Annotated in this window: 16 protein-coding genes; 15 read left to right on the forward strand and 1 reads right to left on the reverse strand. The window is 43.0% G+C overall.

Annotation, left to right across the window (positions count from 1 at the left end; translation table 11 throughout):
- Positions 1–148 precede the first annotated feature (148 nt).
- From ACYVD3_RS01925 to ACYVD3_RS01975, 11 genes are all read left to right on the forward strand, one after another.
- Positions 149–1,474 carry an ABC transporter substrate-binding protein gene (locus ACYVD3_RS01925; protein WP_460640816.1) on the forward strand — a complete coding sequence of 442 codons (1,326 nt, stop codon included), beginning with the start codon at positions 149–151 and terminating at the stop codon, positions 1,472–1,474.
- 79 nt (positions 1,475–1,553) lie between these two features.
- On the forward strand, positions 1,554–2,438 hold the full coding sequence (locus tag ACYVD3_RS01930) for a carbohydrate ABC transporter permease (RefSeq protein WP_460640817.1): 885 nt from the start codon (positions 1,554–1,556) through the stop codon (positions 2,436–2,438).
- Positions 2,439–2,449: 11 nt separating this feature from the next.
- Positions 2,450–3,289, forward strand: coding sequence for a carbohydrate ABC transporter permease (locus tag ACYVD3_RS01935; RefSeq protein WP_460640818.1), 840 nt, complete (start codon positions 2,450–2,452; stop codon positions 3,287–3,289).
- Positions 3,290–3,316: 27 nt separating this feature from the next.
- Positions 3,317–5,311: an alpha-amylase family protein gene (locus tag ACYVD3_RS01940; RefSeq protein WP_460640819.1), complete on the forward strand. Its 1,995-nt coding sequence runs from the start codon at positions 3,317–3,319 to the stop codon at positions 5,309–5,311.
- Positions 5,312–5,637: 326 nt separating this feature from the next.
- Positions 5,638–6,444, forward strand: a complete 807-nt coding sequence (locus ACYVD3_RS01945; protein WP_460640820.1) for an IclR family transcriptional regulator — start codon at positions 5,638–5,640, stop codon at positions 6,442–6,444.
- A gap of 16 nt (positions 6,445–6,460) precedes the next feature.
- On the forward strand, positions 6,461–7,282 hold the full coding sequence (locus ACYVD3_RS01950) for an alpha/beta fold hydrolase (protein WP_460640821.1): 822 nt from the start codon (positions 6,461–6,463) through the stop codon (positions 7,280–7,282).
- An 11-nt stretch (positions 7,283–7,293) separates the two neighbouring features.
- The gene (locus ACYVD3_RS01955; protein WP_460640822.1) at positions 7,294–8,073 is read left to right on the forward strand and encodes a 2-keto-4-pentenoate hydratase; all 780 of its coding nucleotides are present in this window, start codon (positions 7,294–7,296) and stop codon (positions 8,071–8,073) included.
- Between the two features lie 12 nt (positions 8,074–8,085).
- Positions 8,086–8,961, forward strand: a complete 876-nt coding sequence (locus ACYVD3_RS01960) for an acetaldehyde dehydrogenase (acetylating) (protein WP_460640823.1) — start codon at positions 8,086–8,088, stop codon at positions 8,959–8,961.
- A gap of 1 nt (position 8,962) precedes the next feature.
- Positions 8,963–9,976, forward strand: coding sequence for a 4-hydroxy-2-oxovalerate aldolase (gene dmpG / locus ACYVD3_RS01965; protein ID WP_460640824.1), 1,014 nt, complete (start codon positions 8,963–8,965; stop codon positions 9,974–9,976).
- 13 nt (positions 9,977–9,989) lie between these two features.
- Positions 9,990–10,277: a 2Fe-2S iron-sulfur cluster-binding protein gene (locus tag ACYVD3_RS01970; RefSeq protein ID WP_460640825.1), complete on the forward strand. Its 288-nt coding sequence runs from the start codon at positions 9,990–9,992 to the stop codon at positions 10,275–10,277.
- 34 nt (positions 10,278–10,311) lie between these two features.
- Complete coding sequence (locus ACYVD3_RS01975) at positions 10,312–11,238, forward strand: catechol 2,3-dioxygenase (protein WP_460640826.1); 927 nt, start codon at positions 10,312–10,314, stop codon at positions 11,236–11,238.
- 104 nt (positions 11,239–11,342) lie between these two features.
- Here the strand turns inward: ACYVD3_RS01975 and ACYVD3_RS01980 are convergent, their stop codons facing one another.
- A complete protein-coding gene (locus ACYVD3_RS01980; RefSeq protein ID WP_460640827.1) occupies positions 11,343–12,881 on the reverse strand; it encodes an amidohydrolase in 1,539 nt (512 codons plus the stop codon).
- 749 nt (positions 12,882–13,630) lie between these two features.
- On the opposite strand from ACYVD3_RS01980, the gene ACYVD3_RS01985 reads away from it, so the two are divergent.
- The 4 genes from ACYVD3_RS01985 (at position 13,631) to ACYVD3_RS02000 (ending at position 17,361) form a co-directional block, all read left to right on the forward strand.
- A complete protein-coding gene (locus ACYVD3_RS01985; protein ID WP_460640828.1) occupies positions 13,631–14,980 on the forward strand; it encodes an amino acid permease in 1,350 nt (449 codons plus the stop codon).
- A 102-nt stretch (positions 14,981–15,082) separates the two neighbouring features.
- A complete protein-coding gene (locus tag ACYVD3_RS01990) occupies positions 15,083–15,805 on the forward strand; it encodes a GntR family transcriptional regulator (RefSeq protein ID WP_460640829.1) in 723 nt (240 codons plus the stop codon).
- 25 nt (positions 15,806–15,830) lie between these two features.
- Positions 15,831–16,616: a fructoselysine 6-kinase gene (gene frlD, locus ACYVD3_RS01995; protein WP_460640830.1), complete on the forward strand. Its 786-nt coding sequence runs from the start codon at positions 15,831–15,833 to the stop codon at positions 16,614–16,616.
- A gap of 16 nt (positions 16,617–16,632) precedes the next feature.
- Positions 16,633–17,361 (forward strand): GntR family transcriptional regulator, encoded by a 729-nt coding sequence (locus tag ACYVD3_RS02000; RefSeq protein ID WP_460640831.1) that lies wholly within the window; start codon positions 16,633–16,635, stop codon positions 17,359–17,361.
- Positions 17,362–17,376: the final 15 nt, after the last annotated feature.

Consider the following 17,376-nt stretch of genomic DNA (forward strand, 5'->3'; position numbering starts at 1 on the left):
ATTTGAACCAATATGTAGCTAATTTTGGAAAGTAATATGTAAAATATACATAAAAACCATAAAATGACCATTCATTGTATCGTGATATTTATCTATAATGGGATTGTAAAGAGGGATTAAAGTTAGAAATAAAGGGAGGAAACTAATTATGAAAGTAAAAAGAGTAATGGCTCTTGTATTGGCAAGTGTACTGAGCTTTTCTATGCTGACAGCCTGCGGGGCTAAAACAGACAGCGTCAGCAAAGAGTCAGGTGATGGAAAGGTTACGATCAGACTTTTAACAAGAATGGCAGGAACTACAACTCAGGTAGGTATTTATAACGATATTATCAATGAATTTAAAAGTAAACATCCGGAAGTAACCATTATTGACGACTCCCAGGGGGATGAATCGGCATTTAACAATATCCTTACTACTGATATTGCTTCCGGAACCATGGCTAACATCTTCCGGATCCAGGGTGTTGCAAATCTTTCCGACTATATTGATAATGGCTTATTATTAAATCTTCAGCCATATCTTGATGGAGATAAAGAATGGAGCGGTGGATTTACGGAGGGTTCCCTTTCCTATTATCAGGTACCGGGACATGAAGGCACTTATGCAATTCCAATGGAATCCGGCCTGATCGGTGTATATTATAATGAAGAGCTTTTAAAGAAAGCAGGAGTAGAAAAATTCCCGGAGACCTGGGAACAGTTGTTAGCCGCAATTGCAAAGCTAAAAGAAAACAAAATTATCCCAATAGCAATGGGGGCCCAGTCAACTTATATGGCGGGTCACTTACATGACCAGATCTTCTACAAATGGATGGGAACAGAAGCAGCTAAATTATTAGGAAACAGAGAGATGAAGTGGACTGACCAGGGCGTGGCTCAGACATTGCAGTTTGAAAAGGATTTAATTGATGCAGGTGCATTTGATCCAAGCGCCGCAGGTATCACAGATAATATTGCTTTGACTCAATTTCAGCAGGGAGAAGCTGCAATGGTTATTACCGGACCTTGGAATATCAGTACATTTGCAGATAAAACCGCAACTCCTGTGTCAGATAATATTAAGGTTGCAAAGTTCCCTTATTTTGAAGAAAAACCTGAATTTAAAAATCAGGATATGCAGATTTTAAGTCCTTATATGGTAAGCGGTAAATTAGAAGGAAAAGAATTAGACTTGACGATTGAATTATTAAAGATGTTAACCGGTAAAGAAGCAGCTAAGAGATTTGCAGAAGAAGCGGCTTTCTTAATTCCAAGAACAGATCTGGATTTAGATACGTCAAAATGTACCGACTTATTTATCCAGAATGTAGAGGTTGGAGGAACTTCTGAAGGCATCGGCGTTGATGTGTTCGACTTTGATCCTTTGGCGTCCATGCAGGATCGAACAAGAAATTCAATTGTAAGTCTGTTTACAGGAGCATCTGCCCAGGATGCGGCAGCAGAAATCCAGGCTGAGATTGATCATGCAAAATAAATGATCTGGAATTTCACAATTCATTTCTAAATTTAAAATTGAATTGTGAAATTCCTTTTTATTATAAGGAGGGATTTCATTGATAAAATTAAAAAACAGAAAAATGAAAGTGTACATAGCACTGTTTTTGCTGCCGGCATTGATTGCATATCTTTTATTTCAAATTGTACCTTTAATTCTGGCGTTTTACTTTTCACTGGTTGAGTGGAATGGTATCTCAGGTGCGGCGCTGAAATTTGTGGGACTTAAAAATTATATTGATGCTTTTCATAACGCAGACTTTTTACTGTCCGTCAAAAATATGATAAAAATGGTATTCTTCAGTGTACTGTTCCATACGCCGATTGCTTTATTAACGGCAGTTGCCATTAATACCAAATGTAAGGGATACCGGGCGTTTAAAGCTCTCTTTTTTGTACCTACGGTTTTTCCGTTAACTTCCGTAGGTCTGATGTGGTACTTTGTGTTCATGCCCACCGGCTCCCTCAATGCTTTGTTAAAGAGCACCGGTCTGGCCCATAAAGTGATTCCCTGGCTGGTGGATCCTGCAACTGCAATGAATACCATTATTTTTGTTAATATATGGGCAGGTATCGGCTACTACATGGTCATCCTTCTTGCGGGACTTACGACCATTCCTGATGAACTGTATGAGGCAGCCTCCATTGACGGAGCTACTGCCGTTCATAAATTCTTTGAGATTACGGTTCCTATGTTAAAATCTACAATTTCCATGTGCATTTTAATGGATATTATCGGCTCTGTTAAAGTATTTGACCTGGTATTTGCCATGACCGGCGGAGGGCCGAACGGCCTGACCAATCTTCCTACAACATTAATGTACAATGAAGCATTTAAATACAGCCATTATGGACTTGGAAGCGCCATTGGCATTATTATTCTCATCGCCTGCCTGGCAGGAACATTAGGAAGTAATATGATAATGTCCAGAAAACATGATTAAGGGGGAAAACTATGAAAAAAACAGAATCAAAGAACAAGCCTGGTAAAGTCATCATGTACATCTATCTGCTGGTGATGACAGCGGTATTTGCCATGCCTATGGTTTTTACCTTATTGTCCTCTGTGAAAACAAAGCTTGAAATCTTTTCAGACCCATTTGCGCTGCCAAAGGTGCCGCAGTTTGTCAATTATATAGTAGCCTGGAAAGAAGCCAATATGAGCCGGTATTTTATCAACAGCATCCTGCAGGCCGGTACTACTGTTATTATATTGGCAGTCATGGCATCCATGGCAGCCTATGTTCTGTCCAGATTCGATTTTAAGGGAAATAAGTTTCTGCTTTTATTCTTTACCCTGGGAATGATGGTTCCCATGCATACGGTATTGGTGCCGGTTGCCTATATTATAGGTGCCCTGAATTTAAAGAACAATATACCGGCTTTGATTTTGATCTATGTATCGTTTAGTCTTCCTTTTAGTATTCTGGTTATGACTAATTTTATGAAAGGCGTCAACCGTTCTCTGGAGGAAGCGGCAGTCATCGACGGTGCAACGTATTTCCAGGTATATAGAATGGTAATGCTTCCCCTTTGTATTCCTGCCTTATCTACTATTTCAATCTTTAATTTCTTATCAGCCTGGAATAATATTTTATTTCCCCTGTTGTTTATCAATGATAAAAAATTAAAACCCATTTCTCTGGGGCTGCTGAATTTTAACGGCGAAAGAGGAAGTGATTATGGCCCTTTAATGGCGGCTATTGTGATTACGGTAGCATTGCCTCTGATTCTTTATTTATTATTCCAGGAAAAAGTAGAGGGCGGACTGGCAGCAGGAGCTGTAAAAGAATAAAGAGTAATCAGATCAGGAGGATAAGCAATGAGCGATTTAAGATTCAGACAGGTTCATCTGGATTTTCACACCAGTGAATATATACCAGAGGTCGGAACAGATTTTAATGGGGAAGAATTTGCCGGTAGACTTGAAAAAGCCAATGTGGATTCCGTTACCTGCTTTGCAAGATGCCACCATGGATGGCTGTATTACCCGTCCAGAAAACATGCAGACCTCATCCATCCCGGCCTTACCAATCATAATCTGTTAATAGACCAGATAAAGGCCTGCCATGACAGGGGAATCAAAGTGCCGGTTTATACCACTGTACAATGGGACGGCCGCATTATGGGGGAACATCCGGAATGGCTTTCAGTAGATGAGCAGGGAGATTATATCAATACTCAGAATGTAAAAGAGCCTCATTTTTATCATACAATTTGTTTAAACAGCGGCTACCGTACTTTCTTTAAAGAGCACCTCCATGATATTATGGATGTGATAGGGGTGGAGAACATTGACGGATTCTTTATGGACATTTTATTTCAGGTGGATTGCTGCTGTGGCCATTGTAAAAAGAAAATGGAGGAGCTGCATCTGGACAGCAGCAAAAAAGAGGTAAGATTAAAGTATTCTCTGCAAATGTTAGAGGAATTTAAAACAGAAATTACAGCGGTTATTAAAGAGAGAGCTCCCAAGGCATCTGTTTTCTATAACAGCTCTCATGTAGGGCCGGCATCTAAGGATAATTTTAAAGAGTACAGCCATCTGGAATTGGAATCCTTACCAAGTGGAGGCTGGGGCTATGACCATTTTCCGGCCACCGGCAGATATGCACGAACCCTGGGAATGGACATAATAGGGATGACCGGAAAATTCCATACTTACTGGGGTGATTTCCATTCCCTGAAGAATCAGGCGGCCCTTGAACTGGAATGCTTTAACATGCTGGCAATGGGAGCGGGCTGTTCCATCGGAGACCAGCTTCATCCAAGAGGCAGGTTATCGGAAGGAGCTTATGACCTGATCGGAAAGGTATATAAGAGTGTCAGGGAAAAGGAGCCTTATTGCAGGGGGGCCAAGCCGGTTGTAGAGATCGCTGTCCTTACACCGGAAGAATTTTATCCTGAGGGAGAATATAACCTGGGAATCTCTCCTTCTTTAATTGGAGCAGTCAGAATGCTGCAGGAGCTTTCCTTACAGTTTGATGTTATAGACAGTAAGACACCAATGGATTCCTATCAGTTAATAATTTTACCGGATTGTATTTATTACAACGAAGAGCTGGAAAAAGTGATGAAGAACTATATTGCCAATGGGGGTAAAGTAATCGGTTCTTATGATTCCTGCCTTAACAAATGCGGCAAAGATAATATTTACGGTATTACATGGAAAGAGGAATCCCCGTATTACAGGGAATTCGTGATGCCGAATCAGGTCATTGGAAAAGATTTATATAAAGAAGAGTATGTCATGTACTTAAGAGGGCATAACGTGGAAGCAAATAATGGGGAGGTATTAATGGATAAAATGGAACCTTATTTTGACCGTTCCGGAAAAACCTTCTGCTCTCACCAGCATGCACCTTCTTCCGGGAAAGCAGGATATCCGGAAGTGATCAAAAATGGAAATGTAATTTATTTTGCCCATCCCATCTTTAAACTGTACCGGAAAAATGCCGCCAAATGGTGCAAGCTAATGGTGAAGGATGCGGTTGCATTGTGCCTGGAACATAAATTAGTGAGTCATAACGGTCCCTCTGCCATGACAACAGCCTTAAATCATCAGAAACAAGAAAACCGGGATATTTTTCATATCCTGCATTACATTACAGAAAAACGGTCTGAGGATATTTTTACGGTAGAAGATGTTATCCCCCTGTATGGTGTGGAATTTAAATTATATACAGGAAATAAGCAGCCGGCAGACGTTGTCTTGGTTCCGGGAGAGGAAGCCGTTCCTTTCGTAAGAAACGGAGGATATATTTCCTTCCGGTTAGATAAAATACAAGGACATTGTATGGTAAGTATCCAATATTAATTCAGATGCCCCTTTTTGCGTCAGACGCAGAAAGGGGCATTTAGCTTTTGGTCTCTTTAAATCGCTCTGCTGTATGTGGGATTTTGGATAATGTAATTACACCAATAAAAATTTAAAAGTTGTTCTCCATATGGGAACAAATTTACGCCATATGGGAACTGGAAGATTGATTTCTTTTTTTGAAATATGTTATTATATACATATCAAACAACTAATAAACACAAAAAGTAAACAAAATAAACAAAATCCACAGCGAGCCAGAAAATAGTATTTCATTTTGAAAGGGCATTGAATGAAACATTCTGTTTTACGAGGGAGGTGATAAGTTGGAATTTTTAGAAAGTTTTCAGCAGAACGGTAAACCGTCTCATGTGCAATCAGTAGGCAGAGCATTGCTGTTAATTGAACTTCTGGCCTATGAAAAAAGAGAGATGTCACTTACCGAAATCTCTAATGCTCTGGGATGGCCTAAAAGTACGGTGCATGGCATGATCTCCACCTTAAGGGATTACCATTACATAGATCAATCATGCCTCACCGGATGTTACAAACTGGGGATTCACTTGTTTGAACTGGGCAATGCCGTTAAGAGATCCTGGGATATCAGTAAGGTGGCAAAAGAATATCTGGTACAGCTAAATGCCAAACTGGATGAAATGGTTCAACTGGCAGTGGAAAGTGACGGAGAGGTTTTATATCTGGATAAGCTGGATTCAAACCGTATGATGAGAATCGTTTCCGATGTAGGGATCAGGCTTCCAATGCATTGCAGCGGACTTGGAAAGGTTTTGCTGGCACACAAACCAGAAGCTGAAGTAAAGCGTATCATTAGCCAAAAAGGTATGAAATCAATGACTTCACGTACCATTGTCACTTTGCCCGATCTGCTGAGAGAACTGGAAAAGATCAGAGTAAAAGGTTATGGGATTGATGACCAGGAGATTATGGAAGGGCTAAGATGTGTTGCGGCTCCTATATTTGATTCCAATGGCCAGGTTTTATATGCGGTCAGCGTATCGGGACTTTATTACAATATGAAAGGGCAGCATTTAGAAGATGTGATTTTTGAAGTAAAAAAGGCAGCTCAGGATATTTCATATGAGATGGGATATCGAGATTCAAAAACAAAATAATTAAAGGAGTAAACGTATGAATCAGAGACCAGAAATAGCAAATTCAATTAAAACCGGGAATTTTAACACAAATTATCATGATATTGGAGGAGGAAGAACCGTCATAATGCTCCATGGATCAGGTCCGGGCGTCTCCGCCTGGGCGAACTGGAATAAAGTATTTCCCTTGTTATCATCCAAATATCGGGTGCTGGCGCCTGATATGGTTGGTTTTGGTTATACGGACCGCCCTGAGGGGATTGTATATGGAATGGATATCTGGGTGAAGCAGACAATCGACTTTATGGATGCACTTCATGTTGAAAAGGCGGACCTGGTTGGAAATTCATTTGGCGGGGCGCTTGCACTTGCCATGGCAGTAAAATATCCGGAGCGTGTAAATAAGCTGGTTTTGATGGGAAGTATGGGAGTGAGTTTCCCGTTGACTTACGGACTTGACCGGGTGTGGGGGTATACACCGTCCTTTGAAAATATGAAAGAACTTTTAGATATTTTTGCATATAACCGCAATATCGTTAACGACGAGCTTGCACAGATGCGTTATAAGTCCAGTATGCAGCCGGGATTTCAGGAAAGCTTTTCATCTATGTTTCCAGCTCCCCGCCAGCAGGGGGTAGAAGGAATGGCTTCCAATGAAATCTACATACGCAGCATTAAAAATGAAACGCTAATTATTCACGGAAGAGAGGATCGGGTAATTCCCCTTGAAACTTCCCTGAAATTAATTCAATTAATTGAGAACGCACAGCTTCATATATTTGGAAAGTGCGGTCATTGGACACAGATTGAACGTACACAGGAATTTTCTGATTTAGTAGATAATTTCCTGAAAGAGTAAGGGAGGAGGCCATGGAAGAAAATAAAATAAAGTTATATGCGGATATGCTTTATGAGTCTGCAAAGGAAAAGAAGTCTATTTCTCCGTTGACGGAACTGGATTTAGAATTAAGTGTGGACGATGCTTATGCCATTCAGTTATGGAATGTAAAACGTATGGTAAAGGAAGGCAGGATTATTTCGGGAAAAAAAATTGGACTCACATCTGAGGGAATTCAAAAACAGTTGGGAGTCAGGGAACCGGACTACGGACATTTATTTAAGAATATGGACTGCACAGACGGCAAAGTAAAGACCTCTGATTTTCTACAGCCCAAGATAGAGCCGGAGATTGCTTTTATATTAAAGGAAGATCTTGTTGGAGGAAAGGTTACAGCAGAAGATGTGGTGAGGGCCACGGATTATGTGACAGGCGCTTTTGAAATCGTAGACAGCCGTGTAAAAGACTGGAAAATTAAATTGGTTGACACCATATCAGATAATGCATCTTCCGGCTGTTATGTATTAGGTAAGGCCAGACTGTCTGTAGAAGATGTGAATTTGCCTGAGGTTACCATGGAGTTATTTAAAAACGGTGTTAAGGTGTGCGAGGGCAGCGGTGGGGCGGTTTTGGGTAATCCATGTAAAGCTGTGGCCTGGCTGGCAAACCGCCTCTGGTCTTATGGCGTGACGCTTAAGAGAGGGGAAGTTATTTTATCAGGCGCATTTTCAGCAGCGCCGGAAGCCGCTGCCGGTGATAAATTCGAGGTGGTATTTTCGGATTTTGGGACAGTGAAAGCGGAATTTATATAGGGGGAGATGCATTTGGGAAAAATAAAAGTAGCGGTTATCGGGCCTGGGAATATCGGAAGTGATCTGATGTATAAAATTTTTCGGAGCAGGCATATGGAAATGGCTTTGATGGCCGGTATTGTGGAATCAGAGGGGATTAAGCGTGCGGCCTCCCATGGAGTGGATGTATCCATTCAGGGAATTGATGCAGTAATTGCAAGAGATGATATCAAAATAGTGTTTGATGCCACAAGTGCAAATGCACATTTTAAACATGCAGCCTTGTTAAAAGAAGCAGGTAAAATAGCCATTGATTTGACTCCGGCAGCAGTAGGACCTTACTGTGTGCCCAGTGTAAATTTGGAACAACTGGAAAATTCAATGAACATTAATATGGTAACCTGCGGAGGTCAGGCAACAATTCCCATTATTCACGCAATAGAGCGTGTCGCAGGAGCAGAATATGCTGAAATAGTTGCGTGTATTTCATCGAAAAGTGCCGGGCCGGGAACGAGAGCCAACATGGATGAGTTTACGGAGACCACCAGAAAAGGCATTGAGTCCATTGGCGGAGCAGAATTAGGAAAAGCGATTATCGTGCTGAATCCCGCTGAGCCGCCGTTGATGATGACGGATACGGTTATGGTGCGAATCAAGGATAAGGAGGCTGGAATAGAAGCTATCACGGCATCTATTGAGAAAATGGTAGATGAACTTGTACAATACGTGCCTGGTTATAAGCTGCGTGTACCGCCGGTACTGGAAGGAGATAAGGTAACAACCATTGTACAGATTGAGGGACAGGGTGATTTCCTGCCTAAGTATTCAGGAAACTTAGACATTATTAATGCTGCGGCTGTTGCTGCCGGTGAGAGAATCGCTGAGAAATTGTTAAAGGGAGGTGCTTAGCATGGAAAAACGAAAGGTTCAGATCGTTGATACGACCATGAGAGATGGAAGCCATGCGTTGCGGCACAGCTATACCGGGGATCAGGTGAAAAGAATTGCAAAAGCACTTGATGATAGTAAAGTTCCTTTTATTGAGGTTACTCATGGTGATGGGCTGGGGGGCTCCAGTTACACATATGGTTTTTCTAAGACAGATGAATTTGAACTGATAGAGGCGGCAAGCGAAGTTATAACCAACAGTAAATTAACTGTGCTGTTACTGCCAGGTATTGGCACCATTGAGGACTTAAAGAATGCCAACAGGCATGGAGCGACAGTAGTAAGAGTCGCCACTCACGTGACCGAGGGGGATGTAAGTGCCCAGCATATTAAAGCAGCAAAGGAAATGGACATGATGGCAGTTGGTTTCCTGATGATGTGCCATATGGCTCCGCCGGAAGTGATTGCTGAAGAAGCTAAAAAGATGGAGAGTTATGGAGCTGATTACATTAACCTTGCGGACTCAGCCGGTTATCTTACTCCCCGGGAAGTAGTAAAAAGAATCGAAGCAGTAAAAGAAGCGGTTAAAATCCCGGTTGGATTCCATGCTCACAACAATTTAGGAATGGCGGTGGCTAATTCATTAGCAGCGGTAGAAGCAGGGGCTTCTTACATAGATGCCACGGTATGCGGTTTGGGGGCCGGTGCCGGAAATACTCAAATAGAAGTGCTGGCAGCCGTTTTACAAAGGGAGTCATTTGAAACAGGACTTAATTTATACGGACTTATGGATCTTGCAAAGGACATTGTAAAGCCATTGCTCCTAAGACCGCAGGAAATAGATACAGGGTCTCTGATGCTAGGCTATACCGGTGTTTATTCCAGCTTTTTATTGCATGTTTACCATGCGGCTGAAAAGTATAATATTGAGCCCAGGGATATTTTGATGGAGCTGGGAAAGCGGAAGATGGTGGGAGGCCAGGAAGATATGATCATTGATGTGGCATATCAGCTTAAAACATCTGCAGGCCGGTAAAGGAAGTTTCTATATGAAAAATACTTATAGGGTTGAAGTATTGGAAGACTGTGCGGTATTTACCTGTAATGAAGATGAGAAAATATTAGAAGCAATGAAGCGTGCTGGTAAGGGGCCCATTAAACACGGATGCTTTGGAGGCGGCTGCGGAGTTTGTAAAATGAAGATAGTGAGCGGTGATTTTAAAGTGATTAAAAATATGAGCTGTGCCCATGTTTCCCAAGAAGACGTGGAACAAGGCATTGTATTGATTTGCTGTGTAGTTCCGGCCGGTGATCTTATAATTTCAAAACAAATGTAAAATAAAAAAGCATTAAAAATGAGGAGGTATTCGTATGTCGTTAGGTGGAGTTCTCAGACCAGGTTTAATTCAGTTGAGAGTTTTGGATTTGGATGCTACATTAAGGCACTATACTCAGATGTTAGGTTTAAATGAGGTATGCAGAACAGAAGATGGAAGAGTATGCTTAAAAGGTTATGATGAATTTGACCATCATTCTGTAGTTTTGCGTCTTGCAGATACGGCAGGATTTGATTATGCAGCATTTAAAGTGGAGTCAGAAGAATTGCTGGAAAGGTTAGAGAAAAAGGTTGAAGCCTTTGGTTATAAAGTGGATCATGTTCCTGCTGATTCAGATCAGCCGGGTTTTGGACGCAGAATTGGATTTACAATCAGTACCGGACACCGCTTGGAACTGTATGCAGAAGTTAAAAAAGCGGAACAGGTACCGGAAATTATAAATCCTCACATTTGGGTAGATCCGCCAAGAGGTATGAGGTGCCAGAGATTTGATCATATGCTTTTGTATGGGCCCAATATTGAAGAGGCAGAGCGTTTCTGTACAGAGGTGCTGGGAATGTTTGTTCCTGAAATCTGCAATCTGCCTGACGGAAAACGTCTTGCAAGCTGGATTACCGGCTCAAATAAGCCCCATGACCTGGCTTTTGTTGAATTTGATCAACCGGGTAAAATTCATCATGTGGGTTTTTTACTGCAGGATTGGTGTGACGTAGGAAATGCTGCTGACTGGATGGCACGTTATTCAATCAAACGTGATATTGGCCCCACCCGTCATGCGATCACACGGGGACAGACTATTTATTTTTGGGATCCCTCAGGAAACCGGAATGAAGTATATTCAGGCGGTTACACAGCCTATCCGGATCATCCCCAGCGCCGCTGGGATGCCGGTGAATTAGGAAAAGGATTATTTTACTATGAGGGTGAGATGATTCCAAGCTTCTTGTCAATTATTACCTGATAAAATTGAAACCATGTTAAAGAGGGCGGTATGCAGAGGGTATCTCAAAAGTCATGAAATGACTTAAGGGATACCCTCGTTCTTTTATTCTTCCAGAAGTTCCGTCATGCCTGATGGACAATCCTTCCATCCACCATGGTAAGGCAGACAGATGCGTCCCGTATTTCTTCCATGGGAGTCTCAAACAGATTCCGGTCAAAGACGGTAATGTCTGCCAGCTTTCCGGCTTCCAACGTCCCCAGACGGTCTTCCAATCCAAGATTATACTGTCCCCCATAGCTCCAGGCCTTTAAAAGCTCGTTAAGTCTCAGGGCATTTTCAGGGAGGAAAGGCTCGCCTCCCTCCGGGAACCTGGCACCCACGGCGTGGTAGACGGATTCCGGAATATCGTCAAATAACAAAGGCAGGTCAGTTCCGCAGGAAATGATTACATGGCTGTCTGCCATTTTTCTCCGGTTCCAATAATGCTTTCCCCGTTCCATTCCGATTTTTTCCTGGATCATGGCAAGTTTATCTTTCCGGTTGGCAATGGACATGATCTGGGGATAAATTTCAGCGATAATGCCAAGCCGTCCCATCTCTTCTAAGTCCGCCGGATCAGAGCATTCCAGGTCCGTGACTGCATGACGGTTTTTTAAGGTACCATCTTCCTTTTTTTGGCACTTACGGAAGATTTCAATGACCTTTTCTATCGCCCGGTCCCCTTGGGCATGTAAGGAGAAACGGAAGTTTTCCTTATCGGCCGCAAGGGTGTCCTCCTCAAGAGTCTTCCAGTCAATGGCTTTTGTGCAGCAGGTATTTTCACTGAGATAAGGCTCTTTCATTTCCCCTTCTGTCTGGCTGATAGAGCCGTCTGTCATCTGATTGTATCCTGAAAAACGGACAAAGCTGCCCGTAAATTCACTTCTCATTTTCCGGCCGAATTCCAGATCCATAGGACTGGCCACCGGCTGGCTCATAAAGCTGACCCGCGCGGTAAGCTCTCCCTCATTCTCCAGCTTTTTAAGCTCTTCCGTAAATCCGAAAAAGTCGTCAAACCCCATTTCTTTGATAGAAGTGATCCCTTTGGAATTCATGAAATTCAAATATTTTTTAAATGCAGGAACCGAAGAAGAGGCCTCCTTTAAAATATGCCGAAGGAGACGCCAGCAGCTTTCCGGAAAAAAGCTTTCCGGAGTGAACTCAAACGCTTTGACAGCGGCTGTATTCATAAAGCAGCCCTCATTTCCTGAATGGATCAATACCACCGGTGATGAAGCAAAAGCCTCATCCAGATATTTCTGAGTTAATTGTATAAATGCCGGGCTGACCTCCCTTGCCAGGATCAGGGTGTCTTCCTTTGATTTGCAATAATGGTTCTTTAAAGCAAGAACCACTTCTTCAGGAGATCTGCATTCCTTTAATTCAATGCCGGATATGGTAAGAAGATATCCGGTGAAAAAGCAATGGGCATCAGTGAACCCAGGGCATATCAGACCGTCGCCAAGATGAAATACCTGGGTATGGCTGCCCATGTACTCTTCACCGTCAGTTGGCTCAACGGCTATGATTCTGTTCCCCTTTATGGCAATACAGCCATCCATAGGGATTTCTTCCAGTCCGGTAAAGATAGCTCTTGACCGTAACAGTTTGTCCGCTTTCATATTAATTCCTCCGTTCTAAGATGATAAATAAGATTGCTTAAAAAACATACCACTTTATTGGTCATAATATCACAGGGTGGATTTTAAATCAATTGTAAATATGCTTCATGGATTAAAATGGTCATATATAACAAAAAAGATAATGAAAAATGTAAAAAATGCACAATTAAATTAAAAATGTGGTCTATTTTTTATAAAAAGTTGTTGACATGGATTGAAAGTGGTGATATTTTAAAGTGGTATAAGATAATCTACAACATATATGGTAAAATGACGCATTAAAAAAGAGTATTGGAAAAAAATGCGGTTATAGAGAAGGGAGAGTGGAAAATCAGCAGAGAATCGAAGAAGCAGGGGGGAGCCTGGTAAAGGCTGCAAAGAACAACCATAAGCAAAAAGTGAGAACAATTATTTTGCTTCAACTGGTATGTTAAAATGACTCACATATTTGAAAAGTGAGAGATTATGAGATATGGAAAATGCTGCATTTGGTTACCGGAAAAATCTTTCAAAGGACTTCTCCTGAGGCTGCCGGGAAAACAGTTGATGGGGTGGGCATATGGGATGCTTCAGAACATTGAGCGGATGCTTTGTGATTTGTAAGGGGGAAATGGCAAAAAAGATACCCAATTATTTATTTTTGGAAGTTAAAGCCTCTGCACAAAAGCCGTGTTAATTCAAATAACAGGGGAATAATAACAGCTTGCAGCGGGCGTTCCATGGGATTATGTAAGAAAAGGAGAAAAGGTATGTCAAATGAACAGAATCAAACAGAGTTAAAGCGGAAACTGGGGCTGGGGGCTGTGATCGCCCTGGGTGTGGGAACCACCGTTGGATCGGGAATATTTTCTTCCTTAGGAGAAGTTGCAGGTGCGGCCGGAAGCAGTTTATTTCTGGTACTGGCATTTTTGATCGGAGGAATCGTCCAGATCCCGGCAAACTTTTGTTATGCGGAGCTTGCAAGCGCATTTCCGGAGGATGGGGGACAGTATATCTATTTCAGGGAAGCAGGTTCCCGTCCCATGGCCTTTTTGTGCGGCTGGATCAGCTTTTGGGCAACGGACCCGCCATCCATCTCCATCATGGCCCTGGCCATTGCCAATTATCTGGCATTTTTTATTCCGGTAAACGGACTTATACTTAGAATTGTTGCTGTCATCTTAGTGCTGATCTTCATGGCTGTCCACATTCGTTCCGTAGAAGGGGGAGGAAAATTCCAGACCATCATAACCGCACTGAAAGTCATTCCCTTTGCTCTGATCATTGGAATAGGAATCTTTTTTATCAAAGGGGATTTGTTCCTTTCGCCTGCACCCATTGCCGGAGTTGCCGCAACAGGGATCACAGCTCTCCTGGCCGGCGTATCCGCAACCACCTGGTCCTTTGACGGAATGGGGGCTGCCTGCTATATGACAGGGGAAATCAGGGAGCCTGAAAAGAATATGCCAAAAGGACTTATTTTAACCGCCTTTATCGTGCTTTCTCTGTACGTTGGCCTGACCTTAACAGCCTCCGGGCTTTTATCGGTGGCTGAGCTGGCCACCTCTGAGGCGCCCATTGCCCTTCTGGCATCGAAAATACCGTTGATCGGCAATTATGCAGGCACTGTTGTAGCCATCATGGCTGTTATCGTTGTAATCGGCTCTCTTTCCAGTTGTATTATGTTCCAGCCGAGAATTGAGTATGCAATGGCAAAAGATGGCTTGTTTTTTAAATCTTTTGCAAAAATCCATCCCAAATATGAAACGCCGTATTTTTCTATTATTATTCAGTGCTCCCTGGCGATCATATTAATTTTCGCAACATCTCTTTCCAGCCTTTTAGGCTATTTTACATTGGTTGCCCTGCTGAAAAACTTCCTGACCTTTGGAACTGTGCTTGTGCTGAAAAATAAGCCAAATTACAAGCCTGCCTACCGTATGCCGGCCAGGATGCTGATGGTTTCAGTTGCCATGATCATGACAGGCACCCTGATCTGGTCCACCTTTATATGGGCTCCGGCCGCAGGCATCCTTTGTGCCCTCATTGCAGTGGGGACAGGCCTTCCGGTTTATTATTTCTGGGAAAGCAGAAATAAAAAGGAACCAAAGAGCAGTTAAGAAAAGTTTTACCGTGAGGCGAGTTGACACCCGGTGGCAGATGACTTAAGATTTAATCAGATATCATTGGAAATAAAATGAACAGGAAAAGGAATATCTGCCATGAGTCCGGACAATCAAAGACCTCGCGAAGAAGCGATGGAAAAAATAGAAAGCTATATAATAGAAAACAAGTTAAAGCCAGATGAGAAGCTGCCTTCAGAACGAAGTATGTGTACCATGTGGGGACTTAACAGGACAACCCTCAGGAGTGCCATCAGACAGTTGGTCCTGGAAGGAAAGATCTACAGCAAAAATGGTTCCGGGACCTACGTGTCAAGGAAAAAGCTCATGAAAAACCTTCAGGATGTGGAGGGGTTTTATGAGACTGCCTGGAAAGCGGGCCGGGAAGTTTCAACGAAAGTGGTCACCGTGGAAGTATGTGAAACGGCAAAATGGATCGGGAAAAAGATGGAGCTTCCCCTTGGGCACAAGCTTTTGCGCGTGGCCCGCATCCGGCTTTTAGAAGGCTGCCCCGTCATGTATGAGACATCCTATCTGGATTACCAACGTTTTCCAACGCTTGAAAAGCATATTACGGAAAACTCATCCCTGTATGAAATACTGAAAAGGGAATACGGCCTGGATATCACAGGGGGCAGGGAAGTGCTGAGCATTGCATACTGCGATGAAACGGAAGCACAGGATTTATGCGTCAGCAAGGGAACGCCGGTCATCTGCCAATCAGGAATTGCAGTTGATGAAAACGGCAAAATCTTTGAATATTTTAAATCCATTACCCGCTCGGAATACGTCTGCTTTGCCAGTGAATTAAAGCGGATTTAAGCGGGGAATGCAAGGAGGAATTACTATGAAATTAGCGGCTGTAGGGGATAACTGCATGGATGTCTATGACGGCATAGGAGAGGCTTATCCAGGCGGAAACCCGGTGAATGTGGCAGTATATTTTGTGCGTCTTGGGGGAAATGCCTCCTATACGGGCGCTGTTGGAACAGACAAGTACGGAAGGCTGATGGCGGATGCCATTGCAGGAAAAGGGGTGGATACCTCCCATATTCATTTCTTGGAGGGAAATACCGCCATTACCCATGTGGAATTAAAGGATGGGGAACGGGTTTTTGGAGATTACGAGGAAGGCGTTCTTTCAGACTTTCAATTGTCGGAAGAGGACCTGGATTTTCTTTGCAGCCAGGACCTGGTGGTCTCCGGATTGTGGGGAAATGTGGAACACAGCCTGGAAGAAATCAGGAACAGAGGGGGAAAGGTTGCCTTTGATTCGGCTACAAGGCCCGATGACCCTGCCTCAGTAACGGCTATCCCTCATGTGAATTATCTGTTTTTTGCATCAGATGACGGGGAAACAGAAGAACTGAGGGAAAAGATGAAGGAAATTCATGAAAAAGGCCCGGAATTGGTGGTTGTTACCCTGGGAGAACAGGGAAGCATTGCATACAATGGGGAAGAGTTTTTCAGGTTTGGAATCATTCCCTGTAAGGTGGAGGATACCATGGGAGCCGGCGACAGCTACATCGCGGGATTTTTAAAGGGTATTCTGGAAGGAAAAGAAATTGCAGAATGTATGAGAATGGGGGCTGCTAATTCCAGCATCACGCTGGAATACAGGGGAGCCTGGTAAGGAAGGAGATTTTACGTTGAAAAAGCCGGCTGAAATAGATTATCAATCATCCATTTACTTGCAGCTAAGGGAAGTGGTCAGAAATAAGATTGAAGAGGGGGAATACCTTCCGGGGACCGCCATCCCGTCTGAGAATGCCCTGGCAGATATGTACGGCATTAACAGGCTTACTGTGCGCAGCGCCATTGATGAACTGGTAAGGGAAGGCCTTTTGAAACGGGTCCAGGGAAAGGGCGTTTATGTCATGGCGCCTATTGAACGGGATTTAGAGGTCCTGGGGGGATTTTCCCAGACAATGGATGATAAAAAGATTCAGCCGAAAAAGAAAATATTGCAGAGGGGCCAGCGGACAGCAGGCTCCAAATATGGGGAAATGTTTCATGTGGGCGAAGAGGAAAGCCTTTATTTTATTAAGCGGCTGGATTATGCAAACGGAGAGCCCATTGCCATGCAGGAGATTTATATTCCCTATAATCTGGTTCCCAAGGTGGAAGGCATTGATCTGTCCGTATTCAGCATGTTTGAAATTTATAAATTCTATGGCATAAATCCGGTAAGAGCATGGCAGACCCTGGATTTAGTCCAGCTTACCCAGGCGGACGCAAGGCTTCTGGATATTTCCAAAGACCAGACCGTATTCCTTTTTTCATGCACCACCTATGATGAGGATGACAGGGTCATAGAGTATTCCAGATCCTATACAAGAGGGGACAAGTGTAATTTTGCCGTGCATTTTCATAAATAGAACAAGGACAGGAAG

The sequence above is a fragment of the Lacrimispora brassicae genome (assembly GCF_054772055.1).